At 63.3% G+C, this 25,663-nt stretch carries 28 protein-coding genes; 4 read left to right on the top strand and 24 right to left on the bottom strand.

The window, feature by feature from the left end; translation table 11 throughout:
* Positions 1-6: 6 nt before the first annotated feature.
* Both AX676_RS10840 and AX676_RS10835 read right to left on the bottom strand, forming a co-directional pair.
* Positions 7-330 (bottom strand): conjugal transfer protein TraD, encoded by a 324-nt coding sequence (locus AX676_RS10840; RefSeq protein ID WP_066544357.1) that lies wholly within the window; start codon positions 328-330, stop codon positions 7-9.
* The gene (locus AX676_RS10835) at positions 330-587 is read right to left on the bottom strand and encodes a hypothetical protein (RefSeq protein ID WP_156441224.1); all 258 of its coding nucleotides are present in this window, start codon (positions 585-587) and stop codon (positions 330-332) included. Before AX676_RS10835 ends, AX676_RS10840 begins: the two co-directional genes overlap by 1 nt.
* Before the next feature lie 152 nt (positions 588-739).
* Here AX676_RS10835 and traA point away from each other — a divergent pair, with 152 nt between their 5' ends.
* Together traA and AX676_RS10825 are read left to right on the top strand one after the other, a co-directional pair.
* Positions 740-3,655 carry a Ti-type conjugative transfer relaxase TraA gene (gene traA, locus AX676_RS10830; protein WP_066544355.1) on the top strand — a complete coding sequence of 972 codons (2,916 nt, stop codon included), beginning with the start codon at positions 740-742 and terminating at the stop codon, positions 3,653-3,655.
* Positions 3,656-3,664: 9 nt separating this feature from the next.
* The gene (locus AX676_RS10825) at positions 3,665-4,375 is read left to right on the top strand and encodes a DUF6118 family protein (protein ID WP_066544353.1); all 711 of its coding nucleotides are present in this window, start codon (positions 3,665-3,667) and stop codon (positions 4,373-4,375) included.
* Between the two features lie 96 nt (positions 4,376-4,471).
* Here AX676_RS10825 and lgt read toward each other — a convergent pair whose 3' ends face one another.
* From lgt to AX676_RS10795, 7 genes are read right to left on the bottom strand one after another with little or no spacing between them, the layout of a single operon-like run.
* Positions 4,472-5,308: a prolipoprotein diacylglyceryl transferase gene (gene lgt, locus AX676_RS10820; RefSeq protein WP_066544350.1), complete on the bottom strand. Its 837-nt coding sequence runs from the start codon at positions 5,306-5,308 to the stop codon at positions 4,472-4,474.
* Between the two features lie 47 nt (positions 5,309-5,355).
* Complete coding sequence (locus tag AX676_RS17335; protein WP_082731402.1) at positions 5,356-5,742, bottom strand: rhodanese-like domain-containing protein; 387 nt, start codon at positions 5,740-5,742, stop codon at positions 5,356-5,358.
* A 36-nt stretch (positions 5,743-5,778) separates the two neighbouring features.
* Positions 5,779-6,528 (bottom strand): MBL fold metallo-hydrolase, encoded by a 750-nt coding sequence (locus tag AX676_RS10815; RefSeq protein WP_066544347.1) that lies wholly within the window; start codon positions 6,526-6,528, stop codon positions 5,779-5,781.
* 19 nt (positions 6,529-6,547) lie between these two features.
* The gene (locus tag AX676_RS10810; RefSeq protein WP_066544345.1) at positions 6,548-7,327 is read right to left on the bottom strand and encodes a sulfite exporter TauE/SafE family protein; all 780 of its coding nucleotides are present in this window, start codon (positions 7,325-7,327) and stop codon (positions 6,548-6,550) included.
* Positions 7,324-7,767: a DUF6691 family protein gene (locus tag AX676_RS10805; protein WP_066544344.1), complete on the bottom strand. Its 444-nt coding sequence runs from the start codon at positions 7,765-7,767 to the stop codon at positions 7,324-7,326. The genes AX676_RS10810 and AX676_RS10805 overlap by 4 nt, the downstream gene beginning before the upstream one ends.
* Positions 7,768-7,771: 4 nt before the next feature.
* Positions 7,772-8,197 (bottom strand): YeeE/YedE family protein, encoded by a 426-nt coding sequence (locus AX676_RS10800; protein ID WP_066544342.1) that lies wholly within the window; start codon positions 8,195-8,197, stop codon positions 7,772-7,774.
* 2 nt (positions 8,198-8,199) lie between these two features.
* Positions 8,200-8,541, bottom strand: a complete 342-nt coding sequence (locus tag AX676_RS10795; RefSeq protein WP_231734714.1) for an ArsR/SmtB family transcription factor — start codon at positions 8,539-8,541, stop codon at positions 8,200-8,202.
* A 258-nt stretch (positions 8,542-8,799) separates the two neighbouring features.
* Between AX676_RS10795 and AX676_RS10790 the strand changes: the two genes are divergently transcribed.
* Positions 8,800-10,233 (top strand): multicopper oxidase family protein, encoded by a 1,434-nt coding sequence (locus tag AX676_RS10790; RefSeq protein WP_231734713.1) that lies wholly within the window; start codon positions 8,800-8,802, stop codon positions 10,231-10,233.
* A gap of 102 nt (positions 10,234-10,335) precedes the next feature.
* Positions 10,336-10,848 (top strand): DsrE family protein, encoded by a 513-nt coding sequence (locus AX676_RS10785; RefSeq protein WP_443026323.1) that lies wholly within the window; start codon positions 10,336-10,338, stop codon positions 10,846-10,848.
* Positions 10,849-10,865: 17 nt separating this feature from the next.
* Here the strand turns inward: AX676_RS10785 and AX676_RS18465 are convergent, their stop codons facing one another.
* From AX676_RS18465 to AX676_RS10710, 15 genes are all read right to left on the bottom strand, one after another.
* Entirely contained in the window at positions 10,866-11,087 is a 222-nt protein-coding gene (locus AX676_RS18465) for a GDCCVxC domain-containing (seleno)protein (RefSeq protein ID WP_066544333.1), read from the bottom strand.
* On the bottom strand, positions 11,087-11,503 hold the full coding sequence (locus AX676_RS10775; RefSeq protein WP_066544331.1) for a mercuric transporter MerT family protein: 417 nt from the start codon (positions 11,501-11,503) through the stop codon (positions 11,087-11,089). The genes AX676_RS18465 and AX676_RS10775 overlap by 1 nt, the downstream gene beginning before the upstream one ends.
* Before the next feature lie 43 nt (positions 11,504-11,546).
* Positions 11,547-11,768 carry a hypothetical protein gene (locus AX676_RS10770; protein WP_066544323.1) on the bottom strand — a complete coding sequence of 74 codons (222 nt, stop codon included), beginning with the start codon at positions 11,766-11,768 and terminating at the stop codon, positions 11,547-11,549.
* 28 nt (positions 11,769-11,796) lie between these two features.
* Positions 11,797-12,147 carry a YqaA family protein gene (locus AX676_RS10765; RefSeq protein WP_231734712.1) on the bottom strand — a complete coding sequence of 117 codons (351 nt, stop codon included), beginning with the start codon at positions 12,145-12,147 and terminating at the stop codon, positions 11,797-11,799.
* A gap of 111 nt (positions 12,148-12,258) precedes the next feature.
* Positions 12,259-12,585 carry a DUF6488 family protein gene (locus AX676_RS17845; RefSeq protein WP_156441223.1) on the bottom strand — a complete coding sequence of 109 codons (327 nt, stop codon included), beginning with the start codon at positions 12,583-12,585 and terminating at the stop codon, positions 12,259-12,261.
* Positions 12,586-12,636: 51 nt separating this feature from the next.
* Entirely contained in the window at positions 12,637-13,266 is a 630-nt protein-coding gene (locus tag AX676_RS10755) for a hypothetical protein (protein WP_066544319.1), read from the bottom strand.
* 12 nt (positions 13,267-13,278) lie between these two features.
* Positions 13,279-14,001, bottom strand: coding sequence for a HupE/UreJ family protein (locus AX676_RS10750; RefSeq protein ID WP_066544317.1), 723 nt, complete (start codon positions 13,999-14,001; stop codon positions 13,279-13,281).
* A complete protein-coding gene (locus AX676_RS10745; RefSeq protein WP_066544311.1) occupies positions 13,998-17,168 on the bottom strand; it encodes an efflux RND transporter permease subunit in 3,171 nt (1,056 codons plus the stop codon). The genes AX676_RS10750 and AX676_RS10745 overlap by 4 nt, the downstream gene beginning before the upstream one ends.
* Positions 17,169-17,180: 12 nt before the next feature.
* Entirely contained in the window at positions 17,181-18,413 is a 1,233-nt protein-coding gene (locus AX676_RS10740; RefSeq protein WP_066544309.1) for an efflux RND transporter periplasmic adaptor subunit, read from the bottom strand.
* The gene (locus tag AX676_RS10735) at positions 18,413-19,693 is read right to left on the bottom strand and encodes a TolC family protein (protein ID WP_082731401.1); all 1,281 of its coding nucleotides are present in this window, start codon (positions 19,691-19,693) and stop codon (positions 18,413-18,415) included. Before AX676_RS10735 ends, AX676_RS10740 begins: the two co-directional genes overlap by 1 nt.
* Positions 19,694-20,309: 616 nt before the next feature.
* Positions 20,310-21,071 (bottom strand): amino acid ABC transporter ATP-binding protein, encoded by a 762-nt coding sequence (locus AX676_RS10730; RefSeq protein ID WP_066544305.1) that lies wholly within the window; start codon positions 21,069-21,071, stop codon positions 20,310-20,312.
* Positions 21,068-22,159, bottom strand: coding sequence for an amino acid ABC transporter permease (locus tag AX676_RS10725; protein ID WP_066544303.1), 1,092 nt, complete (start codon positions 22,157-22,159; stop codon positions 21,068-21,070). The genes AX676_RS10730 and AX676_RS10725 overlap by 4 nt, the downstream gene beginning before the upstream one ends.
* Positions 22,160-22,163: 4 nt before the next feature.
* The gene (locus AX676_RS10720) at positions 22,164-23,327 is read right to left on the bottom strand and encodes an amino acid ABC transporter permease (RefSeq protein ID WP_066544300.1); all 1,164 of its coding nucleotides are present in this window, start codon (positions 23,325-23,327) and stop codon (positions 22,164-22,166) included.
* A gap of 2 nt (positions 23,328-23,329) precedes the next feature.
* Positions 23,330-24,367, bottom strand: a complete 1,038-nt coding sequence (locus AX676_RS10715) for a transporter substrate-binding domain-containing protein (protein WP_082731400.1) — start codon at positions 24,365-24,367, stop codon at positions 23,330-23,332.
* Positions 24,364-25,569 carry a trans-sulfuration enzyme family protein gene (locus AX676_RS10710; RefSeq protein ID WP_066544298.1) on the bottom strand — a complete coding sequence of 402 codons (1,206 nt, stop codon included), beginning with the start codon at positions 25,567-25,569 and terminating at the stop codon, positions 24,364-24,366. Before AX676_RS10710 ends, AX676_RS10715 begins: the two co-directional genes overlap by 4 nt.
* Positions 25,570-25,663 lie beyond the last annotated feature (94 nt).

Raw genomic sequence — 25,663 nt, 5'->3', positions numbered from 1 at the left:
GTATCGTTACGCCGTTCCGCCGCTTCCGCCCGCAGCGTTGCCGCCCGGTTCAGCCGCAGCGCCCGATCCGTCGATTGCAGCAGCGCCGCCACCTTTACGGCCGCGCCGCTGAAAGAAGGCAGCGCCCTTCGATCGCCACGCCTCCTTTGCCGCAGCATCTTTCGATCCGATCGCATCGAGCAGCACACCGGCGAGGGTTTCCGCATCGAGCGCATCGGCTCCGGTTGCAGCGACGAGCTGGCCGAGTTGTTCGACCCGTTTGGCTTTGAGCGACCGTGCCTTGTCCCCCAGTGCCTTCAGCTCGGCATCGTAATCGCGAACCTTCCGCATCAGGAATCATCCTCGTCAGGTTGATCGGGCGCGGCGGGAATGTCCGACCATAGCGAGCCGGCCGCGCCGTTAACATCGACACCGGGCGGGGCTTCCTCATCCCAAAGAACACGCCAGCCATAGACCATGCCATCGTCACTGGCGTTCTCGTCAAGCTGGAAGGGATAATCATCCAGCGTCTCGACGCTGATACCTAGCGACTGGGCGACATATTTATCGCTGCGCCGCTCCATCGCGTCTTCGTAAGCACGGCTCATTATATTCTCCTCACCGAGGCAGTTTGCCAGACGGAGCGAGGAGTGCAAGTCAGAAGCGGCATCAAGTCAATCACGAGGAGCGAAGCGGATTGTGAGTGCGCGCTTATACGTCGTTGCCGACGTGCGCTTAGAAGTGCAATAAGCGTAGCATCATGGCGATCTACCATTTCTCCGCCAAGGTTGTGAGCCGTGCGAACGGATCGAGCGCCGTCGCGAGCGCCGCCTATCGCTCCGCGTCCGAGCTGCACGACGATCGGCTGAGCCGCGATCACGATTTCAGCAACAAGGCTGGCGTGATCCACTCCGAGGTGATGTTGCCGGAGGGCGCACCGGAGCGTTTAAACGATCGCTCGACCTTGTGGAACGAGGTGGAGGCAGGCGAGAAGCGCAAGGACGCGCAGTTGGCGCGCGAGGTGGAGTTTTCGATTCCGCGCGAGATGAACGAAAAGCAGGGCGTCGCGCTGGCGCAGGACTTCGTGAAGAAGCAGTTTGTCGATCGCGGCATGGTCGCGGACCTCAACGTGCATTGGGACAAGGCGAAGGACGGCACCCCGAAGCCGCACGCACATGTCATGATAACGATGCGCGACGTGGGGCCGGAGGGGTTCGGGAAGAAGAACCGCGGCTGGAACAGCAGCGAGCTGTTGAGGGACTGGCGCGAGGCGTGGGCCGCGCACGTCAACGAGCGCATGGCTGAGCTTGGACTTGAGGGCCGGATCGACCATCGCAGCTATGAGGCGCAGGGGATCGGGCTGGAGCCGCAGCACAAGATCGGACCCGCAGCATCGCGCAGGCCGGAGCAGGGGCTTGAGGCAGAGCGGATCGAGGATCACACGCGCATCGCCCGTGAGAACGGCGAGAAGATCATTGCGGATCCCAATGTCGCGCTGGACGCCATCACGCGGCAGCAGGCCACGTTCACCACCCGCGATCTTGCAACGTTCGCGTTTCGGCACAGCGACGGCAAGGATCAGTTCGACCAGGTGATGGGGGCGGTGCGTGGCTCGCCCGAGCTGATCGCATTGGGGAAGGACGGGCGGGACCAGGAGCGGTTCACGTCGCGCGACATGATGGCAGTGGAGAACCGGCTTGAGCGGGCCGGCGACGAGCTGGCCGGCCGGGGCGAACACAGTGTCGGCGATCGGCAGCGTGACGCCGCTATCGGCGCGGCCGAGAGCAGGGGCCTTGTCCTGTCAGGCGAGCAGCGCGACGCCTTCGACCATGTGATCGGCGACGCGGCGCTGGCGTCCGTCGTCGGCTATGCCGGTAGCGGCAAATCCGCGATGCTTGGCGTCGCGCGCGAGGCATGGGAGCAGCAGGGCTACACGGTTCGCGGCGCGGCCTTATCGGGCATCGCGGCCGAGAATCTTGAGGGCGGGTCCGGCATCCAGTCCCGCACCATCGCCAGCCTTGAACACGCATGGGGGCAGGGGCGCGAGCAGCTAGGCCCCAAGGACGTGCTGGTCGTGGACGAGGCCGGCATGATCGGCTCGCGCCAGATGGAGCGGGTGTTGAGCCAGGCGCGTGACGCCGGCGCGAAGGTCGTCATGGTGGGCGACCCCGAGCAGTTGCAGGCGATCGAGGCGGGCGCGGCGTTCCGCAGCGTCACCGAGCGCCACGGCGCGGCCGAGATTACCGAGATACGCCGGCAGCGCGAGGACTGGCAGCGCGACGCTACGCGCGCCTTGGCGACCGGGCGCAGCGGCGAGGCGATCCATGCCTATGACGGCAAAGGCATGGTTCACGCAGCCGACACCCGTGAGCAGGCCCGGGGCGAGCTGGTCGACGGTTGGGACCGGGCGCGCCAGGCCGAGCCGGGCAAGAGCCGCATCATCCTCACCCACACCAACGCCGAGGTGCAGAGCCTCAATGGCGAGGCGCGCGACCGGTTGCGCGCGAGCGGCGACCTTGGCGACGACGTGACGGTGAAGGCCGAGCGCGGCGAGCGGCAGTTCGCGACCGGCGACCGCATCATGTTCCTGCGCAACGAGCGGGGCATGGGGGTGAAGAACGGCACGCTGGCGACGATCGAGCGGGTATCGTCCGAGGGCATGGCGGTGCGCCTTGATGACGGGCGCGAGGTCGCGTTCGACACCAAGGATTATGCCCATGTCGATCACGGCTATGCCGCCACGTTCCACAAATCACAGGGCGTGACGGTCGATCGGGCGCACGTCCTCGCTACCCCCGGTATGGACCGGCACAGCGCCTATGTCGGCCTGTCGCGGCACCGCGACGACGTGCAGCTCCACTATGGCCGCGACGACTTCGCCGACCAGCGCCAGCTTGTTCGTGCCCTGTCGCGCGATCGGGGCAAGGACATGGCCGGCGATTATGCGCGTCCGGAGCAGGATCAGGCACGCGCGTTCGCCGATCGGCGCGAGATCCGGTTCCCGGAACGCGCGCGTGAAATGGTGGCGAAGGTTCGCGACAAGGCGCGGGGCATGTTCGACGGGTTCCGGCCGAAGCCGGCGACCGAGAAGACGACGTCGCCGGAGCGCGTCGCGGCCGATCGGCCGCTGGCACCCTCACAGGCCCGCGCGATCGAACGCTATGGGCGCGCCGCAGCCGATATAGGCCGGATGCAGGACAAGGGGTTGCCAGTGCTGGCGCACCAGGAACAGGCGCTGGCGAAGGCAGGCGTCGCGCTCGACCAGGTTCGGCCCCATGCCGCGCGTGACCTCGCCAGCGCGATCGGGCGCGACCCCAAGCTCGCGCGCGACGCGGCCGAGGGCAACACGGGCGGCGCGGCGAAGGCGATGGAAACCGAGCGCCAGGTCCGCACCGACCCGGAAAAACGCGCGGGCCGGTTCGTGGAGCAATGGCAGGGTATGAGGGAAGCACGCGCCAGCATGGAGCGTGCCGGCGACCGTGCGGGTGCGGACCGGCTCGGCAAGCGCATGGAGAGCATCGCGGGCGGGCTACAACGCGACCCGCAGCTCGAATCCGCGTTGCGCGCCCGCGCGCCCGAGCTGGAACTGAAAATGGAGCGCGGCCGGTCGATCGCGAAGGAGCTGGCGCAGTCGGTCGCGATCGGGCGTGACCGCGATCGTGGCATGAGCCGATAGGGGGACCAGGTGGCGGACGAAGACGACAGCCAGGGAGCAGATGCCGCCGAGGCGTTCGAGGCCATGCGCGGCGAGCTGGCGCTGTTGCGCCGCGCCGTAGAGGGCTTGGCGGCCGAGCGAGGCGCGATCGACATTCCCGACTACACCGAGACGCTTGGCGCGCTCCAGCAGGGTGTGAACACTGCCGCCGGCCGGATCAACGCGATCGGCCAGATACTCGCCAAGGCCCCGGCTCTGGCATTGACGCCCGAGGACATGGCACAGCGGATTGCGGCGGCAGGCAGCGCCGCCCGGCGCGAGGATCAAGCGGCGCTCGCCAAGGCCGGCGAGGACAAGGCCCGCGTCATGGCGGAGCTTCGCGCCATTGCCGGATCGGCATGGACGCGGGTCGATCAGAGGAACAGGCAGCTATGGTTCGGCCTCGGCGGGGTGGTGGCCGGCGTCCTCGTATGGGCGATCATGCCCGGCCTTGTCGCCCGCGAGGTCGCGCCTGCGAGTTGGCAATGGCCCGAGCGCATGGCGGCGCGGACGCTCGACTTGCCCCCTTGGGAAGCGGGGCAGCGCATGATGCAGAGTGCCGACCCAGCGCAGTTCCGCGCGATCGCCGCTGCCGACAGGATCGTAACGGCCAATCGCGAGGCGATCGAGGGGTGTGAAAAGGCGGCGGTGAAAGCACGCGAGGCCCTGCGATGCACGATCAGAGTTGGCGTTAGACCTTAAACGGCACCAGATCGCGACTGGTAGCTCCTATCCACTACAACTCGATTTTGGCATCGATTGCTGGCTCACTTTGAAAAGGCGCTGGTACAAAGCGCATCATTGCTGGTCGCTGATTTTCCCTACTGGTTGCGCGACCCGCCAAGCTGCCACTATCAGATAGATACCCGCCGCAATCATAGGCGCCGTGAGCCACTGACCCATGTGAAGTCCTGTTCTGGCTGCGAAGCCGACAAGCTGGGCATCGGGCTCTCGAAAGAACTCGACAGTGAAGCGAGCGAGCCCATAGCCAAGAAGGAACACGCCGACGAGCATGCCAGGGCGGCGCCGGGCGTTGGTAAACCAGAACAGGCACGCGAGCACGGCAAATAGGACCAGCCCTTCCAGCCCGGCCTCGTAGAGCTGGCTCGGGTGGCGCGCGAGGCCGTCGCGACTTCCGGGGAACACAATTGCCCAGGGCACATCGGTGGGCTTTCCCCAAAGCTCGCCATTCACGAAATTAGCGAGGCGACCGAAAAAAAGGCCGATCGGCACGGTGCAGGCGACATAGTCATGGACCCGCAGCCATTCGAGGCCGTGTCGTCGCGCGAACATGATCAGCGCGAGCGAGACGCCGGCGGCCCCCCCGTGGAACGACATACCGCCATCCCACAGTTTGAAGATTTGCAGGGGGTGGAGGATCATCTCGGGACCGTAGAAGATCACATAGCCAAGCCGCCCGCCCAGAATGACGCCCAACGTCGCGTAGAACACGAGATCATCAGCCTGCTGGCGGTTCATTGGAGCGTCGGACTGAGCCAGCAGCCGTAGCAGATACCACCATCCTGCAACAATGCCGGCGATATAGGCCAGCGAGTACCACCGGATATCGAGCGGACCTATGGAGATGGCAATCGGGCTCAATCCGAGACTGGCAAATGCGATGTGGCTATCCAACGATTGTATCCTGCCAGCGAGAATGAATGCTCGACCGCGCCACGAAGCTACTCCGGTGCGATTACGGCGCCAGCATCCTTGAGTGCCGAAAACCCACCCGGCACGTGGGCGACGTTCTCCACGCCCATATCCTTGAGTGATTTTGCGGCAAGAGCTGAACGGGCACCGGACCCACAATAGAGCACCAACCGCGATCCGGCGGCGAGTTTGGCATTATGGGTGGGGCTTTCCGGATCGACCTGGAATTCCAGAAGGCCACGTGGGACGTTTACCGCACCAGCGACCAGCCCCGATTTCGCGACTTCCCCTGGCTCGCGGATGTCAACGAACTGAACCTCGGGATTGCCGACAAGTTTGGCTGCATCCTCAGGCGCGATAGTTTCGACAAGAGCATTGGCTTCAGAAACGAGCTGCTTCGAGGTGCGTGTTGGCATCGACTTTCTCCTGTAAATAAACCTGTATCGGATCACTCAGCCCTGCTGGGACTTGCCGCCTATCTGACGCAACAGTTCCGGCAGATCTGTCGGGCAATCACCGCAAAGCTTGTTTGCCGGAACGGCAACGTCGATCTTCTTCGGGTAGGGAAGATCGAGAGCCGCCATGATCGCGACAAATTCCTGTACGGTCTTGCCCGCAAGGCGAGGGTTCCGCTCGCGCTCCTGCGCCACTGTCGTGATGTGGCGATGATTGTAGTCGTGAGCCGGGAAGATCAGACCGTCGCCCGGCAGCGTGAAAATCTTTTGCGTGACCGAGTGATAGAGCGTGGCGGCGTCACCGTTCTGGAAATCGGTCCGGCCACAGCCGTCGATCAGCAGGGCGTCCCCAGTGAAAGCGCGAAGACCATCGGGCTGATCGACCAGGTAGGTATGGTGGGCATCGGTGTGCCCTGGCGTAAACAGCGGCTGAAGCTTAAGCGCACCGACGGTCAGGGGCTGGTCCTCGGCGACGCCGACGTCAGCACAGGGAAGGCCGTCCATGGCGGGGTACGCGATCTTGGAGCCGGTAAGGCTGCGCAGATAGCAGGCCGATGTGACGTGGTCCGCATGCACATGCGTCTCCAACGTATAGGCCAGCTCAAGATCCAGTTCCTGAAGCGCGGCAAGGTCGCGTTCGATCGTCTCCAGGACAGGATCGATCAGGACGGCTTTGCGCGTTTCCGAGCAACCGAGGAGGTAGGTGTAGGTCGAGGACTCGGGTTCGAACAACTGACGAAAGATCATGATCGGTCTCCAATGGTGCTTAGCTGCCGATCCCGCCCAGGCTGCGGAACAGCATGTAGGCGGCCACGGCCAGCAGGACGAAAGCGAAGATGCGGGTGAGCAGGCCCTTATGATCGGCGAGCCGGATGGCCGTTTGCATGCCGGCGATGCCGCCAGCGACCCCGCCAGCAATGAAAAAGCCAGCCACGCGCCAGTCCACGAGCCCTGACAGGGCATAGTTGAGGGCTGTCGCCGAGCCGAATGCTCCCACTGAAAACAGCGACGATCCGACCGCGTTGAGGATGGGCATGCCGCTGCCGAGCATGATGCCGGGCACAATCAGAAAGCCGCCGCCGATGCCGAAGAACCCTGACAGGAGGCCGGCGAGAAGGCCGATCACCACAAGCCGCACAGCAATCGGCCGCGTGATCCGCACGCCCGGATCGCCGCCGCCCGACTTGCCCCGCAGCATGGAAACCCCAACCACGATCATCACGCCCGCGAACAGCACCAGGAGGTGCTGACCCGCCACCATCTTGCCCAGGGTGGAGCCGACCAGGGCGCCTACGACACCCGATGCCCCGAAGACGAGGGCACAGGGCCACTTCACGGTTCCGGCCCGGGCGTGCTGGACCAGGTTGGCGAAGGCATTGGCGGCCACCGCCAGCGCACTCGTGCCGATCGCGACGTGCGGGTCCTTCATGCCCACGACATACAGCAGCAATGGCAGCGCCAGGATCGAGCCGCCGCCGCCGATCACCCCGAGGGTGAAGCCAACGACGACACCGGATATGAGCGTGAGGATGTCGACCGGTGTCATGGGTTGGCCGCCGCCCTGGCCGTGCGATAGCGTTCCTGAACAGCGAAGACGCCCATGCCAACCAGCATCGCCACGACGAACATCAGCGCCGCCGGCGCCCCGAGGCTCAAGGCAACCAGGGCCGGACCAGGGCAGTAGCCGACGAGGCCCCACCCGACGCCGAACAACGCCGCGCCGGAGAGAAGCTTCTTGTCCAGGGACCGGGACGATGGCCCATTGAACGTGGCTGCGAAAAGCGGAGCGTCGCGCCTTCGGCCGAGTGCAAATCCCAAGGCGGAAACCATGACGGCCGACGCCAGTACCAGGGCCAGGCTCGGGTCCCACGACGGCGCGGCGACATCAAGAAACGCCAGCACCTTGCTTGGGCTGATCATGGCCGAGACGATGAGGCCGAAGCCGAAAATGAGCCCCGAGGCCAGCGCGATGAGGAGCTTCCTCATTGTCTCAAAGCTCCACGACGTGCCGAGCGACGTACACAGTCGCAGCCGCTGTGATGAGGAAGATGCCGGTCGCGGCAAGCGAGCGGGGCGAAAGCCTCGCTATTCCGCAGACGCCATGCCCGCTGGTGCAACCACTCCCAAGCCGAGTCCCAAATCCCACCAGAAGGCCGGCTGCGATCACGATGGCGACTGGGGCCGGCGACGTGAGGTCCGGCAGCACGCCGCCCGCCGCCCGGTAGAGGAAGGGCGCAGCGAACAGGCCGACCAGGAACATTCCGCGCCACGCCACATCGCCGCGAACGGGCGCAAGCACGCCCCCGATGACGCCACTGATACCGGCAATGCGCCCGTTGGCGAGCCACAGGAGGGAGGCCGAGAGGCCGATGAGCGCGCCGCCCACGATGGCCGAAAATGGGGTGAATCCCTCCATCGTCAGGATTCTCCTTGTTCAGCATCGGCGCCAGCACAAAAGAGTGCGTAGAGTTCCGTCAGGATCGGCAGCACGCGCTCGGACGTGATGCGGTAGAAGATCATTGTTTTCTCTCGCCGTGTGCCGACCAGGCCCTCGTCGCGCAGCGTGGCCAGGTGGCGGGACAAATTGGACTGTGTCAGTCCGAGGCGTTCGCCCAGGTCGCTTACCGACAACTCCCCGCCGAGCAGGCTGCACAGGATCATCAGACGGTGCCGGCTCGCAAGCGAACGGAGGAACGCTTCTGCTTCGCCGGCCTTTTCCTCCAGACGTTCCGGGGACATTTTAATGAGAGAAGGTGGCACGATTGCTCCAAACATCTTATATGCAACATATATGATGGATGGGCGTTCGATCAAGCCAGCTTAGGAGGTTCCGTGCGCTACTATTTCGCCGGACTAGTGCGGCATCCTTCGAGGAAAGCGGTCCTGCGCGCTATTGAAGCGCCAGGGCGTGGGCGACCAATGCTGATCGACAAGGCTGCCGGTGGCGCTTCCGAGCGCTGCACGCAGGGCCAGATTTAGATGCTTGATCGACGCTCGCTATTGGCCGGCGGAGCGGCATTGTTCGCCACCGCCGCTTGCTCGCGCTCCACGTCTGCCCTCGGCGGGGGCGGTGCAAACCCCCTCCCGATCCCGCCGCTTTTGGATGCGCAGCCTGGACGATCATTCGCGCTACGGGTCCAGTCCGGAACGACTTCATTCTATCCGGGCCGTTCGAGCGACACGCTAGGGTATAACGGCAGCTATCTCGGGCCGACGATCAGGGTGCGTCGTGGCGACGACGTGGCGGCTGCCGTTACCAACGGGCTCAACGCGGACACCACTGTGCACTGGCACGGGCTTCTGATTCCGGGAGAGTTGGATGGAGGCCCCCATCAGATCATCGCGCCGGGCGCGACCTGGCGACCCACGCTCCCCATCCGGCAGCCGGCAGCGACCCTCCTTTATCACTCACACGTCCATGGGTTGACGGCCGAGCAAGTCTATTCAGGCTTGGCAGGGGCGTTGCTGGTGACCGACGAGGAAGAGCAGGGCTTAGGCCTCCCGTCAGAATATGGCGTGGATGACCTACCCCTGATTATCCAGGATCGGCAGTTTGAAAATGGTCGCCTTGTCATGCCAGGCGGCATGATGGTCGCCATGCAGGGCCGGCGCGGCGACACGATCCTTGTGAACGGAGCGGTAAACTCGCTGGCGGCAGTGCCAAACCGGTTGGTTCGCCTGCGGCTCGTGAACGCATCCAACGCCCGGATCTATGAGTTGTCGTTTTCCGATCGGCGAAGCTTTCACTGGATCGGAACCGAAGGCGGGCTACTCGAACGGGTAGTAGCGTTGGCGGCCATAACTTTGGCGCCGGGCCAGCGCGCTGAGCTTCTGGTGGACTTTACGGACGGCAGGCCCACCTCGCTGGTCACGGCGGCTGATACCAACGCCTCGATGATGGGAGGTATGGGTATGATGGGGCGGAGCGCCAGTAGGACCGACGCTGCCGCGCCATCGACCGTGCTGCGGTTTGAGCCACGGCCGTCGGGACAGGCTCGTGCCAGCGCCGCCGTGCCCACTCTACTGGTATCACGAACTCGGCCCGACGCCAGCAAGGCGGTGCGCGGTCGCCGTCTGATTCTCAACATGGGCATGGGCGGCATGATGGGCTCAGGAAGCGGCGGCGGCGGCCTGACGATCAATGGCAAGCCATTCGACATGAATCGCATCGATGAGGCGGTGAAACTAGGTTCCACCGAAATATGGGAGGTGTCTGGCGAGATGATGCGCCACCCGATCCATATTCACGGCGTCCACTTCGATGTTCTCACCCGCGGTGGCGGGCAGCCCGATGTTCTCGACCAAGGGCCGCGCGATACGGTCCTCGTCAAGGAGCCGGTGGAGCTTCTCATCCGATTTGATCAGCCGGCAAAAAACGCTCCCTTCATGTATCACTGCCATATCCTTGAGCATGAGGATAATGGGATGATGGGCCAGTTCAGTGTTACGTAGGCAGAGGTTCCCACTTCTTGGGAGTTTATGCAGCATCTACCGTTCAACAGGAGAGCAACGTTGCCGAAAAGAGCTTTTGCCGCACTTCTAGTCACGGCCACGATGCTGATGGGCGGCACCTCGCTAGCGGCACAGGATAATCTGGTTTATCCCGTGATTCCGGGATTTGGCGGGATCGTGGCCGTGCCCAGTGCTGCCGAGCGCCCTGATCCCAAGCTTCGCTACCGTGTCCTATTCAATGTCACCAAGGCTGCAAACTCTCCCGACAAAGTGAATCCGAGCCTTGAGAAGGCGGCGCGCCTCGTGAACCTGCTTGGCGCGGACAAGGTCCATCCTGCTGCTGGTGACATAGCCGTCATCATTCATGGTCCCGCGACCCCGCTCATCCTGCAGAACGCGCCATATGCGGCGCGTATGAAGGTAGCGGCAAACCCGAATGCTGCGCTGATTGCGGCTCTCCAGAAAGCTGGTGTTTCGGTCCGCGTATGCAGTCAGGCCATGGTCGGGAATGGTATCGCGACGAGCCAAGTGGCCCCGGGCGTTGAGATCGATGATTCAGCGCTCACCACCTTGGCAAATCTACAAACTCGGGGTTACGCGCTCATCCCGGATTAAAGGGTGCGATTCCCCCCTTACCCGCAGCAGCTCCCCACGGTCCCGTTCGCCTTAACCTCCTGAATCGGAGGGCATGGGACATCGCCGAACGAGCAGAACACGCAGCAGTCGCCGGCCAAGGGCCGCAGCACCGCCGCGCAATGCCGGCAATCATAGAAGAACTGGCAGGCGTTGGTGGGCATCGTCTCGGTCGCGACACCGCTGCACTTGGGACAGGTCAGCGTAGAGGTGAGCTGCATCAGGAAAGCGCCCTTATAAGCGGCGCTTCCATGGGATCCCATATCAGCGCGGTCAGCGTCAGGGCCGTGCCGATCGCGAGCATGATCGGAGTTGCGCGGGACGGTAGGGTCACGGTGCAGGATCGATCCGCGGCGCAGGCCCTTCGACGCCGCTCATAGGTCCACCACCCGGCAGCCAGGCCGACGAGCGAAAGCGCCGTCAGCGGCCAGCGTAGAGGCATCAGCGCGGCTAAGGTGCTCGACAGGCCAGCCCCCACGCCCAGCGCCGCCAGCGCGAGCGGCAAGACGCAGCAGGATGCCGCGGCTAGGACCGCGCCGAAGCTCGCCACCGCACCTAGGGCGGACAACCCCGCGTCGGCGCGGCGTGGCGACGCGGGAGCGGCGCGGGTTTCGTGCGGCAAAGTCCTTTGATTCATCAGTCGTCTCCGGCGGAATAACTCCCTATGCCTCCTGTAGCGGCTACAGGAGCAAGTGAATTATGAGGGATGAGAAAGGCCCGATCCCGATATAGGCAATCATCTTGATCGCCAGCGCCGTGCCGAGAACGGCGCCTGCGTCGGCACCAGCGATCTCATAAGCGAGGAGGCCGAGCGCGACCGTCGCGAGCCCCGTGCCCACGAGCGCGATCACCTGCGCCGCCAGCAGGTGCCGATAGGTGCGGTTGGCGAGAACGGCGAGCATGGTCAGTCCTTACGGCCGGCGAACGGTGCTATGCCGCGAAAGCGAAGGCGATCACGGCATAGCGTGCTGCCTTTCCTGTTCCCACGAGCAGCAGGAAGGGAATAATACGAACGCGCAGTAGTCCGGCGATCAAAGTCAACGGATCGCCGATGATCGGTACCCAGGCGAGCAGCAGCACCGGCAAGCCAAAGCGGTTGAAGCGGGCTTCCGCCCGTTCGAGGGCCGCGCCCGACACGGGGAACCAGCGGGCATCCCGTCGCTCCGAAAGATATCGGCCGATCGCCCAGTTGATCGTCGAGCCCGCCAGATTGCCTGCCGTTGCGACCGCGACGAGCAGGAAGGGATCCCAGCGGCGCGCGGCCAGCATTGCGCCGAGCACGACTTCCGATCCGCCCGGCAACAGCGTTGCCGCCGCCAGAGCGGACAGAAACAGTCCGACAAGGCCCAGCCCCCCGGCCGTCACGATATGTAACGCCCGGGCGCTGCTGCATTAGTTGAACTTGTGGCCGGTAGAAACCACATCGCCGTTCGCCACCACGATGTAGAGCATCCGGCGTGCCTTGTTGCGTTCGGCATCGTTCTTGAACGTCACGACCGTCTGATTGGCCCCGTTGCGCACGCGGGCTTTGGCTTCGACCAATTTGGCCGATCCCCAACTTGCGGGCAGTTTCGACTGGCTGACCTGCCGCATGATCGCCCCCCTTGCTGTTTGCGCCGGAGAAACGGGCGCGCGAGCCTGGTCGTGTTCGGGATGCGCCATCGCGGGAACCGAAACCGCTGCGGCCGCAGCGGCGAGGACGAGAAATGGAAAACGCATTTGAACTACTCCTTCTAAAGTCATCAATTAGACGTCGCTCGCTCCGCCGACTTACTGAACCAGCGCGAACTTCTCGAAACCGCCTTTAGCCGATACGGTGATGGTGACCGGTCCGGTGCCACGGTTACGCCAGAACCAGCCGTGCGTGCCGTCGAATGGCGCTCGGAACGTCCCGCTTGCACCCGTCGACGAACCCTTTTCGTAGCTCGTATAGTCGCTGCTGCCCGCTCCGATTGGCTCCCCGTGTAGTTCGAAATTGACTTTGCCGCTATCGGTCGACCAGCGATACGCGAACTCCTGTCCCGTCTTCATTGTCGCCTTGACCTCTTCGCCCTGGCCTGGTTGCAGCGTCAGGCGCACTTCGGTCGCGCCCGCGAGCGGGGCGGAGGTTGCAGGCGTCGTGGACGGAACGGCAGCTGCAGAGGCGGGAGCAGCGGTGGCAGTGCCGCTCGCATCCTTGGCGGCGTCGGCTTTCGCCTCGGCGGCAAGTTGCATCTTGATCTCGCCCATCTCGGTGAGATTGAGCGCACGTCCAATACCGGTCGGATCGATGCCGTACTCGGACGGAAGGACGATCGTGACGAGGATCGCCGAGGCTGCCACCACCGCCAGCAGCGTCGATTTCAGCAGCTGGTTCGAGGTCGGGAGTTCCGAAATGTCGGGTAGTTGCGAATTGAACACTGGGTATACTCCCTAAGCGACGGCAAGGCCGGTGAGTTGATAGCCGACTAGCACGAAGCCGGCGGTCATGAGCGCGACGTTGGCGGCAAAGGCGTAACGGGCAAAGCTCGGGCTGCGGCGCCAATAGCCCATCGCGATCAGGATGGCGCCGAGGGCCAGTAGCTGGCCGACCTCGACGCCAATGTTGAACGCGATCAGATTGGGCAAAAGCCCATCGCGCGCCATTTCGAAGTCCTGGATCTTTGTCGCAAGCCCAAAGCCGTGGAAGAAGCCGAATATCAGGGTTGCGGCCTTCGTGTCGGGCTGCACTCCGAACCAGCGCCGGAACGCGCCGAGATTGTCGAGCGCCTTGTAGACGACCGATAGTCCGATGATCGCGTCGATGATGTATGGGTTGGCGCTGACGCCGGTCAGCACGCCGAACAGCATCGTGGTGGAATGGCCGACCGCGAACAGCGTCACGTAAATCGCGATATGCTTCATCCGGTAGAGGAAGAAGACCACCCCAAACAGGAACAGCAAATGGTCGTAACCGGTGACCATGTGCTTGGCGCCGAGGTACATGAACGGGAGGAATTGCACTCCGCTCACTTCCTGGACATAGCCTTGATCGCCTTCCGCGACACCGTGCGCTTGCGCGCCTGTCGCGAACAACAACAGCGCAACGGCGAACGTCGCCAGCGCGAGAAGCGCGGATGGCGACGGCGCGCGCCAAGCCGGTTTCAATATTATCATATCGCTTTAGGCTCCGGGTTGGAATCGATGTCTGGAATAGCGCTCGAACGAGCGGCTTTGGTCGCTTCGCGCCCATGGACCAGGCGGTAAAGCGCCGGCAGCACGACCAACGTCAGCAGCGTCGACGAGATGATCCCGCCGATCACCACCGTCGCCAGCGGCCGCTGAACTTCCGAACCAAGGCCGACGTTCAGCGCCATCGGCACAAAGCCGAGACTAGCGACGAGTGCTGTCATGAGCACAGGCCTCAACCGCGTCAGCGCCCCTTCACGTATGGCATCTTCGAGGTCGCGCCCCTCTTCGCGCAACTGCTTGATGAAGGTCAGCATCACCACGCCGTTGAGCACCGCCACACCCGACAAGGCGATAAAGCCGACGCCCGCCGAAATCGAAAAGGGGATGCCCCGAAGCAGCAACGCCGCGACGCCGCCGGTCAACGCGAGCGGAACGCCCGAAAACACGATGGCCGCGTCCTTCGCCGATCCGAACAATGCGACCAGCAAACCGAAGATTAGCAGCAAGGCGAGCGGCACGACGATCTGCAGCCGCGTCGTTGCCGACTGGAGTTGTTCGAACGTGCCGCCATAATCGATCCAGTAGCCGGGCGGCAGCTTCACCTCGCGGTCGATGCTCGCTTGAAGCTCTCCGATGAACGAACCTAGGTCGCGGCCTCGCACGTTGGTCGTGACCACCGCCCGGCGTTTGGCATCCTCGCGGCTGATCTGGTTCGGCCCGGTCGTACGCTCGATCGTGGCGACTTCGGACAATGGGACAGTGCCGCCACCGGGCAGCGGGATCGGCAGCCGTTGCAGCACATAAGGGTCTTGTCGCAGCTCTTCGGGCAGGCGGACGACGATGTCGAAGCGGCGGTCGCCGTCGAAGATCTGCCCGGCCTCCTGCCCGCCCGTGGCAGCGGCCACGACACCCTGTACATCGGCGATGTTGAGGCCGAGCCTAGTCAGCTGCGCCCGATCCGGGAGGATTTGGATGAAGGGCAGCCCCGTGACCTGTTCTGCCTGCGCGTCCTGCGAGCCATCGACTTTTGACACCACGTTGGTGATTTCTGATGCCAACCGCGCCAGCTCATCGAGATCGTCGCCATAAACGCGAACGGCAACATCCGAACGAACGCCGGCAATCAACTCGTTGAAGCGCATCTGGATGGGCTGAATGAACTCATAGCGTGAGCCGGGGATCTGCTCGACCGCTTTGCTCATTTCGGCGACGAGCTGCGTCTTGGGTTTGCGCGGGTCCGGCCACTGGTCGCGCGGTTTCATGATGATGAAAGTATCGGCCACCGAGGGCGGCACTGCGTCGGTCGCAACGTCGGCGGTGCCGATCTTGGCGAACACCTGCTGCACTTCCGGGAATTGCTTGATGCGCCGCTCGAGCGCGGACTGCATCGACACCGCTTGGGTCAGGCTGGTTCCTGGAATGCGAAGCGCGTGCATGGCGATGTCGCCTTCGTCGAGGTTCGGGATGAACTCCGAGCCAAGGCGGGTCGCGGCAAGCCCCGTTACCAGGACCAGCACCGCCGCACCCGCCATCACCACCACGCGCCTCTTGAGTGCCCAGTCGAGTACCGGTCGATAGCCGCGATTTGCGGCCCGCATGAAACGGTTCTCCTTCTCGTCGACCTTGCCGGTGACGAACGCGGCGACCGCGGCCGGCACGAAGGTGAGCGACAGCAGCAGCGCCGCCGTCAAAGCGAGCACGACGGTGAATGCCATCGGGTGAAATGTCTTTCCCTCCACGCCTTCGAGCGCGAAGATCGGCAGGTAGACGATCGTGATGATCGCGATGCCGAACAGGCTCGGACGGATCACCTCAGTGCTGGCGCTCGCGGCAATGTCGAAGCGTTCCTCGCGCGTCATCAAGCGCCCGAGCTTGTGCTGCGCCTCGCCAAACCGCCGCAGGCAATTCTCGACGATGATAACCGCGCCATCGACGATCAAGCCGAAATCGAGCGCGCCCAGGCTCATAAGATTGCCCGAGATGTCGTTCGCGACCATCCCCGTGATCGTCATCAGGAACGACAACGGGATAACGGCCGCGGTAATCAGCGCGGCGCGGATGTTGCCGAGCAGCAGGAACAGCACGACAATGACGAGCAGTGCTCCCTCGGCCAGGTTTTTCTCGACCGTCCAGACCGTTTTTTCGACCAGCTTCGACCGGTCGTAGACAGTGTTCACGAACACGCCGCCGGGGAGCGATTTGTTGACATCCTGGAGCCGCTCGGCGACCGCGACCGAAACCTCCCGTGCGTTTTCGCCGACCAGCATGAAGATCGTGCCGAGCACGACCTCGCGCCCGTCCTTGGTCGCTGCCCCATTGCGGACCTCGGAGCCTATCTGGACATCGGCAACATCGGCGATCCGGATCGGCGTGCTCTGGCGGAAGGCCACGATGATGCCGGCAAGGTCGGTTTCGTTGGTCGCCTGACCGGGCACTCGGATCAGGAACTGCGAGCCCGATTGCTCAATATAGCCCGCGCCGACATTGGCGTTGTTCTTTTCGAGCGCGGCAACGATATCGGGGACCGACAGGCCGAAGCCCGCCAACCGCTCGGGGATCGGCGCGACGACATATTCTCGCCGGAAGCCGCCGACCGAGTTGACCTCGGTGACGCCTTTGACGGTCCGCAATTGCGGGCGGATCACCCAATCGTGCAGCGTCCGCAAGTCCTGCGGCGTATAGAGCTTGCCCTTTTCGTTGACCGCGCCCGGCCGAGCCTCGACCGTATACATGAAAATTTCGCCAAGGCCGGTCGCGATCGGGCCGAGTTCGGGCTCGAGCCCGGCAGGCAAGCTGCTGACCACGCCTTGCAGACGCTGATTGACGAGCTGACGCGCGAAATAGATGTCGGTGCCGTCTTCGAATACCACGGTCACCTGGCTCAGCCCGTAACGCGAAACCGAGCGTGTATATTTGAGGCCGGGTAGACCAGCGATTGCGGTCTCGACCGGAAAGGTGATGCGCTGTTCGGCCTCCAGGGGCGAGAACCCCGGCGCAGCGGTGTTGACCTGCACCTGGACGTTGGTGATGTCGGGCACGGCGTCGATTTTGAGCCGCGAAAATGACCACACGCCAAGGATCGCGAGCATCGCAGCGATCGCGAGGACGATATAGCGCTGTGCAATCGACAGCCTGATAATGCGTTCGAGCATGAGCTGCGTTCCTTAGTGGTCGTGGCTCGCGCCGGACTTGTCGATGTCGGCTTTGATGACGTAGCTGTTCCTCGTCGCGTAGGTCGTGCCGGGCTTCAGCCCGCCGACCACCTCGGTCCACTCTGGGCCTTCCTTGCCGAGTTCGAGCATCCGCACTTCGTACGTGTTGCCGATCTTGGCGAAGACGACGCGGAAGTCGCGGAACTGCTGAATCGCCTCGCTCCTGACCGCCAGCGGCACCTGACGGCTATCGACGGTGACAATCCCGCGCACGGCCATCCCGGGCCGCCACAGCCCACCCGGATTGGGGAGCGCCGCACGCGCCGTCACGGTTTGCGTCTGCACTTCGGCGAGCGGCAGGAAATCTCGGATGACCGAGCCCTGCGCGCGTTCGCCCTCGAGCGCCTTTATCTGCACCGCCTGTCCGGGCCGGACCTTTTCGACATCGCGTGGGAACACCGGGAAGACCGCGACCGTGCGGGAGGGGTCGGAGATCACGAACAGCGGATCTGTCCCGGCCACGTCGCCGACATTGGTGTTGCGCTGGGTGATGACCCCGGCAATCGGCGCGAAGATCGAATAGGTTTGAAGCGAATAGCTGCTCTCGACGCGCGCGAGCAACGTACCGCGCCCGACGCGGTCGCCGACATTCTTGTAGACCGCGACGACCGGCCCCGCGAACTTCGCGCCGACGTCAGCACTCCCGCTCGGATCGATCTCAATCCGGCCGATTATTTCAAGCGTCTCGCCGACTTGCGCCGGACCCGCAACCGCCGTCTCGATGCCCGCCGCCCTCGCCGCGTCGGCCGTGATCGTCGTGCGACCTTCGTAGGATGGAAATTTCCACTGGTGCCGCCGTCCGCCCTCCGACGCCGTCGCGACAACATCGAAGCTGTGCGGCTCGACCAGTACCGCGTTGCCGCGGAGATAGTCCTGCTCAGGGCGGAAGGAGAAGGTTGTTACCTCGCCGTCGAGGCGCTTGATCGTGACGCTTGCTTGAAGTTCGCCCGGCGGGAGCGGTTTATCTCCACGATAGGCATAAAGCCGATACTCGGGGGGCACGCCGTCTTCGAACACGGTCATTTCGAGCGCGAAGTCACCGTCGCGCAGCATCCGCCCATTGTGCGGCCCGCGTTCATAGTCCCCAGCGGCGGGCGCGTCCTTCCCGGCTTCGGCCGTTTCGGGCTTTTCCCCGCAGCCGGCGAGCGGCAGTGTGAAGAACAAGGCAAGGGCGAGCGAACGCATCAACGGGTCTCCTGAACGATGGGGGCGAAGCGGCCGGTCAGGCGGTCGAGCTCGACGCGCGCTTCGTGATGACGGGTGGCCGCGCGGACCATGCGCGCGCGCGCCTCGTGGAGCGCGGTCTGCGCGGTCGAAACGTCGAGGAAAGTGAAGCCGCCGCGATTGTAGCCAGCGCGAACTTCGGCAAGTGTTCGCTGTGCGCCGGGCACCACTTGCGCGCGGATGGCCTCGACTTCATGCGCCGTCTCGCTGACTTTCTCGGCAGCGAGCGCGATCGCCTGGCGGCGCTGAAATATCTCTACCGCCAGATCGGCCTCGACCTGCCGTGCCTGCGCCTCGGCACGCGCGATATTGGCGCGGTTGAGCCCGCGATTTGACAGCGGCAAGGAGAAGCCCGCGACCAGCGCGATATCGCCGGTGCCGATCACGCGCGGTCCGCCAGAGAGGGTCGGATCAGTGCGTGCGTTGGCGCGCTGGAGGGTCAACTCGGCCGAAGCCCGCCGGCGGCGTGTTTCGAAGACCGCTAGGTCGACCGCTGCCGGCTCATTCACGGCCGGTGCCTCCTCGACAGCCAGAAAAGCTTCACGGCTGACCGAAAGCCCCGCCGGCGAACCGCCCCACAGTGAGACGAGACGCGTCATCGCGGCGTCGCGGGCGTGTTCGGCGATCTCGAGATCGACGCGAGCTTCAGCGAGTTTAGTGCGTGCGCTCGTTCCTGCGAACAGCGGATCGCGGGCTGCGGCAACGCGTCTACCGACTTCGCGCGTCAACTCACTGCCGATGGCGATGCGTTCGCGTGCAATGCCAATCAATGCTTCGGCCGCTTGCACCTCGACATAGAGGCGCTGCACGGCCGTGGCGATGTCGAGCCCGCGCACGAGCGCCTCGGCGCGGGCGACGTCCATGTCCGCCTCGACCGCACCGACGCGCGCGCCACGCTTGCCACCGCGTTCCAGCCGCTGATTATACAGACCGGTCAACTGGATCGTGCGGTTCAGGTCGCGCCCGCCAATTCCAAAATTCTCGGCCTGGACGTCGATCGATGCAGCGGGGCGCGTGTCCGCTGCCGCACGCGCAGCCGCAAGAGAATCAAGTCTCGCCCGATTTGCGGCCCCTACAGGCGATGAGGCCACCGCCCGCCCAACCGCTTCTTCAAGCGTCAGCACGCCAGCCGGTACGCTTGTGGCGGAGGCCCAAGGCGCGGCGTATCCCGGCATGGACGCACAGACAGCCAACAAGGCAAAACAGGCACGCGATTGGCGCGCAGTATACAACGATTTCATTGGAGGACTCCGGACGAGCGAACGGCCAATCACGCCCGCAAAGGCGCGATCCCTAATGTTCGATCAGCCGAGTCTTGGAGGTCGTCGTAGTCCGTCGGAGCCGTGTCGATCGACCCCGCGCGCAGTTGTTACTGCAAAGGCCGCTCGAACTACTGCCGGCACGGCCATGAACACCCCTGAGTTGGGGACAGTCCCAGCCCCTTGATGGGTGCTGGGCATATGATCATGCCCGCCATCGGCAGTATTGCCCGTCGGTTCGCCCTGATCGCTGCTGTGAAGCGAAACACCGCCTTCATCATCATGATGATGGTGCGCATCGACGCTCACCTGCACCACACCATGCTCAGCCTCATGCATCGCCCAAGCCGAAGCCGGCACGCTCATGCCGAAGCCGGCACGCTCATGCCGAGCGCGAGCCAAACAAGCGCGAGCAGACTGAGAAGAGGACGGACAACTTGGATCACGCTAAAACCCTACGCATCAGCACGTCGGCAATCAACCGATTACTTGAATGGTAAGGCGCTTCAGCGGCCGCGCCGGCTTTGCCCGTCCCGATCCGCCCTGATGTGTGGACGCCCTCGACCACCACCCATCTCTCCCGGACAAACTCACCGTCCTAGTGCAAAATCTGGCTCAAAAACGCCCTGGTGCGTTCGTGCTTCGGGCTCTCAAAGAATGCATCGGGTGCCGCGCTCTCGATGATGCGGCCCTCGTCCATGAAGATGACCCGGTCTGCAGCCTGTCGAGCAAAGCCCATCTCGTGAGTCACGACCAGCATTGTCATTCCATCCTTGGCTAGGCCGAGCATTGTATCAAGCACCTCTTTGACCATTTCCGGGTCAAGAGCAGAAGTCGGCTCGTCAAACAGCATGATCTGTGGATTCATGCAGAGGGAACGGGCGATGGCGACCCGCTGCTGCTGACCTCCCGAAAGCTGTCCGGGATATTTGTTGGCCTGCTCGGGGATCCGGACCCGCTCCAAGAAGTGCATGGCCGTAGCCTCCGCCTCCTGCCGCTTTTGCTTCAGCACCCAAAGCGGCGCGAGCGTGCAATTCTCGAGTATTGTCAGATGCGGGAACAAGTTGAAGCTTTGGAACACCATGCCGACATCGCGGCGGATCGCGTCCAACTGCTTGGTGTCTGAGGACACTTGGCGGCCCGCTACCGTGATGGACCCTTCTTGATGATGCTCCAGCTGGTTTATGCACCTGATCAGCGTGGATTTCCCAGAACCCGACGGCCCGCAGATGACGATTCGCTCTCCGCGCTCGACCCGCAGGTCGATGTCCCGCAGGGCATGGTAATCGTCAAACCACTTGTTCAGGCCTGCAATCTCGATTGCCGGCTCGTTCTCAGTGGACGGAAGCGCCTGAGTCATCGACTAACCTTTCGACGGCGCTCCAGGCTGTCGGCGAAGCGACCAAACCCGAAGCAGAGAGCGAAGTAGATCGCGGCTATGAACAGATAGGTCTCGGCCGCGGGAGAGCTCCACGCAGGATCGGCCAAGGCAGCCTTTCCGGAGCTGACAAGGTCGAACAAACCAATGACGAGAACCAGGCTGGTGTTCTTGATCATCACGATGATCGTGTTGGTCAGCGCAGGGATCACGATCGTGATCGCCTGCGGAAGGATGACCAGACGTTGTCTCTGCCAGAAGGAGAGGCCCAACGCTTCCGCTGCTTCGCTTTGGCCTCGGGGGAGCGCTTGGAGGCCGCCCCGTATGACTTCTGCCATATAGGCCGCGGCAAAGAGCAAGAGCGCGAACAGCGCGCGGAAGAACTTGTCCGGCAGCAAGGCCTCGGGAAGCAGCAAAGGCAGCATAATCGAAGCGATAAAGAGGATACTGAGCAGGGGCAGCGCTCGCGTCGTCTCGATGAACAGCACGCTCAATGCGCTGATCGCCGGCATATTGGAACGTCGTGCGAGAGCCAGAAAGATAGCCAGCGGGAACGCGGCGCCGATTGCCACCACCGTCAGGATTAACGTGATTGGCAGTCCGCCCCAAAGCGCCGTGGGGACGAAAGGCAGCCCAGGCACTCCGCCAAGCATCAGGACGAACACCGACACGATCGCTGCGACCCAGATGCCCATCAGACGTCCATGCCATGCGGACGGGCGAACCGAGTATATCAACAGCCCGAGCAACATGACGCAGACGAGCGCTGGACGCCACCGCTCCTCAGGAGGGTAAATGCCGAACAGAATCTGGCTGTGCTTGGCGATCACGAAGCTCCAGCAGGCACCCTCTGCTGCGCGGCAAGTGGCGGGCTCCGCCGGGTAGAAAGCGGCATTGATCACTGCCCAATGCCCGAGCCACCATGCCATGCGGACGACCGCAAACCCAAATACAAGCGTCAGCGCAGCGTTGAGTGGGGAGCCGAAGAAGAGCTTCGCCCAGGAACGTCGCGGCAGTACAGGCGGCTTGGACTCGGCCGCAGGAGCGAGCGTCATCGATTGCGTCGCCATCAGCTCAACGCTCCTTGATCATGACGCGACGGTTGTAGAGGTTCATCAGAAACGAGACGGTCAAGTTGATGACCAGGTAAGTGATAATGATCAGCACCGTCCCCTCCACGGCTCGGCTCGTCTTGTTGATGATGGTTCCCATCACGACCATGAAGTCGTTATATCCGACAGCCATCGCCAAGGTGCTGTTCTTGACCACATTGATGTACTGACTCGTCATCGGTGGCACGATCACCCGCATCATCTGCGGTATTATGATGAGCCGCAGGATCCGGCTTGTTGGCAATCCGAGCGATCGTGAGGCCTCCCACTGACCCTTCGGCACTGCGTTCAGACCGCTGCGCACGATTTCGGCAATAAAGCCGGTAGTGTAGAACATCAGGCCGAGCAGGAGCGTCGCAGTCTCAGGCGTAAGCGTGATGCCACCCGTCAAGGCCGTACCTCGGACCTCGGGCCAGTCCAAGGATCCGCCCGCAACGACGAACACCAGAACGAAAGTTAGCAGGGTGACCGTCGTGGCAACGGGCAGGTAGGATGGCCGCCGTCCCGTCCTTGCCTTGGCACGGCTTGCTGCCATCCGTGCCGCGACCAGCACCGCAAGAGCAACCATCACAGACAAGGCCGTCATGCGTCCGTCCCAGGGCATCTCCAGCCACGGGACGACGAGCCCGCGCATCGATGCGTAGACACCGGGGACGATCTCGCCGCCGACATCAGCCGGAAGCGTCCACCAGATCGTGTAAACGAACAGCAGCAACAGCAGGAGTGGAGTGTTTCGGGCGGTTTCTACCCAGACCTTGGCGAGCGCCGCGACCAACGGATTGACGCTGAGGCGCGCAATCCCAAGCAGGGTCCCGGCAATCGTCGAAACGATGATAACGAGACTGGACGCGAAGATCGTGTTACCGATCCCCACCATGATGGCCCAGAGGTTTGAGTCGTCCGGCGTGTAGGACAGCACCGATTCAGAAATCGTAAATCCTGCGCGCGCCCAAAGAAAGTCGAACCCGATCGGAATTCCACGACTGGCGAGGTTCGCCACAGTTGTCGCGACAATCATTCCGAGAATGACAAGGGCGAAGCCGACTACGCCAATCTGGATTCCAGCGGAGCGTAGATTGACGGGCGGGCGCGCCGGCGGGCGGCGCGCCGATGACGTGCTCAGCATGATCAATCCCACGGCAGGGGAAAGTGCAGCCCGCCGTTTCCTTGGAGGGCATTCAGCCGCCGCTCCGCCTTAATCGGCGTACCCGCCCCCAGATTGCGGTCCCAGATCTCGCCATAATTGCCGACCTGCTTGATGACGTTATAGGCCCACTTCTGGTCGAGGCCCAGAGCGCGGCCATAGCCGTCGTCGGCACCTAGCACGCGCTTGACCTCCTTGCTGCCCGTGCGGAGCTTCTCGTCGACGTTCGCGGAGGTGATGCCGTTGGCCTCGGCCCAGATCAGGAGGTTGGTGGTCCACCGTACAATGTCGAACATCCTGTCGTCGCCGCGCGCGATCGCTACCCCGTTGGGTTCGATCGTGTGCCCGATGTAGAACAAGTCGTGTTCGCCGGGGTTCTTGACGACGGTGGCGAGCTGACTGCGAGCAGCGAGTCCATCGGTGACATACATATCGCAACGACCGGCGAGGTAGGTGTCGCGGGCCGTGATCGTCGAGTCAAAGTATACGCGTTCGAGCTTGATGCTCTCGGCTGTTTCCAGCTCATCGAGAGCATTCTCGACCAAGCTCCCGCCGCCCTGCATGCACACGGTCTTTCCGCCGAGATCCTTCAACCCCTTAACGCCCAAAGCCTTCCGGACGAGGACTGCGTCGCTATCGTAAAGAGTGATGGCTACAAACCGGATCGCCATGTCACGCGTGAAGGTAAGCGTGCTTGTTCGCGAAAGTACATCGATCTCCCCGGTCTGGACCGCCGGGAGACGCTGCGCCGCGTTCAAGGGGACGAAGCGAACCTTCTGGGCGTCGCCGAGGATGGCGACGGTAATCGCACGGCAGATGTCACTATCGAACCCGCGCCACACGCCCTTCTCGTCCGCTCGCGACAGCCCCGGCACGCCCTGGCTTCCGCTGCATGACAGGTAACCGCGCGCCTTGATCTTTGCGACGCCGCCAGAGTCTGCCGACGAGCCGGACTGGCCGGTGCAGCTCGCCAAAGCCGTTGCCGCGAGAACTGCTAGGACCCGTGCTCGACCGACGATCATGTGTCTGCTCCCTGTGTCTGCGTCGCATGCGCCGGAACCGCTGCATCGAGGCGATCAAACGCCTTTTCCAGATCCGCGCGCAAGTCCTCGACATGTTCCAGACCTATACTCAGCCTTATGATCGGCCCCGTGTGCGGAAGCGGGCGCACAGATCGAAGCGGTGCCTGGTTGAGAATAGCTACGACGCTTCTGGTACCGCCCCAGCTTGCGCCGATCGCGAAGAACTCGAGCGCCTCGACGGCGCCAGCCAGGACGGGCCGCACTGCTGGATCAAGGAAGACCGAAAAAACACCGCTCGACCCGCTAAAGTCACGTTTCCAGAAATCATGCCCTGGAGACGCGACCAGGGCGGGATGACGTACCTCTAGGACAGATGGCCGCGCCTGAAGGAGCTGCGCGAGGATGTGAGCGCTCGCCTCGCTTCGGTCGAGCCGAACGGCCAGCGTTTCGATGCCTCGGAGGACCAGGCTCGCGTCGTCCGAAGATGCTCCCATGCCCAGATAACGAGAGAAATCCTTTAGGCGACGATATAGCGCCACATCACGGACGGCGATCGCACCCATCACAACGTCCGAATGCCCGTTCAGATATTTCGAGAGCGGGATGATGGAGAAGTCACAGCCGTGCTCAAGCGGCCGATAGCGCAGTGGTGTTGCCCAGGCATTATCGGCGGCAACCTTGATCCCGCGCGCATGCGCTGCTGCCGCGATGGCGGGCACATCTTGGACCTCAAGCGTTATCGAGCCGGGAGACTCTACCCAGACCAACGCAACATCATCGTCCAACAGCTGAGAGATCTCGCTGCCAACCTCAGGATCGTAGAATACAGACTTTATGCCGAGGCCCTGGAGAAAGTTTGCGGCAAACGGACGAATGGTATCGTAGCAACTGTCCGGAAACAGAACACATTGTCCGCTTTGCGCGGACGCGAGTGTGGTCAGAACAATCGCGGCAAAGCCTGAGGGCACCACCAGCGCACGCGATGCCCGCTCCAACTCGGCGATCCGCATTTCGAGAGCACGCGTCGTCGGCGTCCCATAGAGACCATAGGAGTAGCCGTCGTAGATCGCGTCGCGCCGGTTCTGATATGACTCAACCGTCTGGAACGTAATCGTTGATGCTCGATGCAGCGGCACCACCAAGCTCTCGAAGCCATCCTCAGGCGTCTTACGGATCGGCAGACATAGCGTTTCGTCGTGCATTCGTTCGCTCCCTGCGGAAGGGCCTAATCCACCGAAGCTCTGTTTCCAAATAGCCAATGCAGCGTTACTATGCGTCACGGTTATATTGGAGGCA

This window comes from Sphingomonas sp. CCH21-G11 (assembly GCF_001555965.1).
Classification (GTDB): Bacteria; Pseudomonadota; Alphaproteobacteria; order Sphingomonadales; family Sphingomonadaceae; genus Sphingomonas.
The sequence above is the reverse complement of the archived record's forward strand: the minus strand, read 5'-3'. Positions and strand labels throughout refer to the sequence as shown.

Coding starts and splice junctions, on each gene's coding strand:
- AX676_RS10810 (WP_066544345.1), bottom strand. CDS start 7,327: ATGACACCGGTCGACATCCTCACGCTCATATCCGGTGTCGTCGTTGGC.
- AX676_RS17335 (WP_082731402.1), bottom strand. CDS start 5,742: ATGCCAACACGCACCTCGAAGCAGCTCGTTTCTGAAGCCAATGCTCTT.
- AX676_RS10785 (WP_443026323.1), top strand. CDS start 10,336: ATGCTGATGGGCGGCACCTCGCTAGCGGCACAGGATAATCTGGTTTAT.
- AX676_RS10745 (WP_066544311.1), bottom strand. CDS start 17,168: ATGCTCGAACGCATTATCAGGCTGTCGATTGCACAGCGCTATATCGTC.
- AX676_RS10835 (WP_156441224.1), bottom strand. CDS start 587: ATGAGCCGTGCTTACGAAGACGCGATGGAGCGGCGCAGCGATAAATAT.
- AX676_RS10740 (WP_066544309.1), bottom strand. CDS start 18,413: ATGCGTTCGCTCGCCCTTGCCTTGTTCTTCACACTGCCGCTCGCCGGC.
- AX676_RS10805 (WP_066544344.1), bottom strand. CDS start 7,767: ATGAGGAAGCTCCTCATCGCGCTGGCCTCGGGGCTCATTTTCGGCTTC.
- AX676_RS18465 (WP_066544333.1), bottom strand. CDS start 11,087: ATGCAGCTCACCTCTACGCTGACCTGTCCCAAGTGCAGCGGTGTCGCG.
- AX676_RS10815 (WP_066544347.1), bottom strand. CDS start 6,528: ATGATCTTTCGTCAGTTGTTCGAACCCGAGTCCTCGACCTACACCTAC.
- AX676_RS10730 (WP_066544305.1), bottom strand. CDS start 21,071: ATGACTCAGGCGCTTCCGTCCACTGAGAACGAGCCGGCAATCGAGATT.
- AX676_RS17845 (WP_156441223.1), bottom strand. CDS start 12,585: ATGCGTTTTCCATTTCTCGTCCTCGCCGCTGCGGCCGCAGCGGTTTCG.
- AX676_RS10800 (WP_066544342.1), bottom strand. CDS start 8,197: ATGGAGGGATTCACCCCATTTTCGGCCATCGTGGGCGGCGCGCTCATC.
- AX676_RS10735 (WP_082731401.1), bottom strand. CDS start 19,693: ATGAAATCGTTGTATACTGCGCGCCAATCGCGTGCCTGTTTTGCCTTG.
- AX676_RS10775 (WP_066544331.1), bottom strand. CDS start 11,503: ATGAATCAAAGGACTTTGCCGCACGAAACCCGCGCCGCTCCCGCGTCG.
- AX676_RS10770 (WP_066544323.1), bottom strand. CDS start 11,768: ATGCTCGCCGTTCTCGCCAACCGCACCTATCGGCACCTGCTGGCGGCG.
- traA (WP_066544355.1), top strand. CDS start 740: ATGGCGATCTACCATTTCTCCGCCAAGGTTGTGAGCCGTGCGAACGGA.
- AX676_RS10750 (WP_066544317.1), bottom strand. CDS start 14,001: ATGATAATATTGAAACCGGCTTGGCGCGCGCCGTCGCCATCCGCGCTT.
- AX676_RS10840 (WP_066544357.1), bottom strand. CDS start 330: ATGCGGAAGGTTCGCGATTACGATGCCGAGCTGAAGGCACTGGGGGAC.
- AX676_RS10725 (WP_066544303.1), bottom strand. CDS start 22,159: ATGGCGACGCAATCGATGACGCTCGCTCCTGCGGCCGAGTCCAAGCCG.
- AX676_RS10715 (WP_082731400.1), bottom strand. CDS start 24,367: ATGATCGTCGGTCGAGCACGGGTCCTAGCAGTTCTCGCGGCAACGGCT.
- AX676_RS10720 (WP_066544300.1), bottom strand. CDS start 23,327: ATGCTGAGCACGTCATCGGCGCGCCGCCCGCCGGCGCGCCCGCCCGTC.
- AX676_RS10710 (WP_066544298.1), bottom strand. CDS start 25,569: ATGCACGACGAAACGCTATGTCTGCCGATCCGTAAGACGCCTGAGGAT.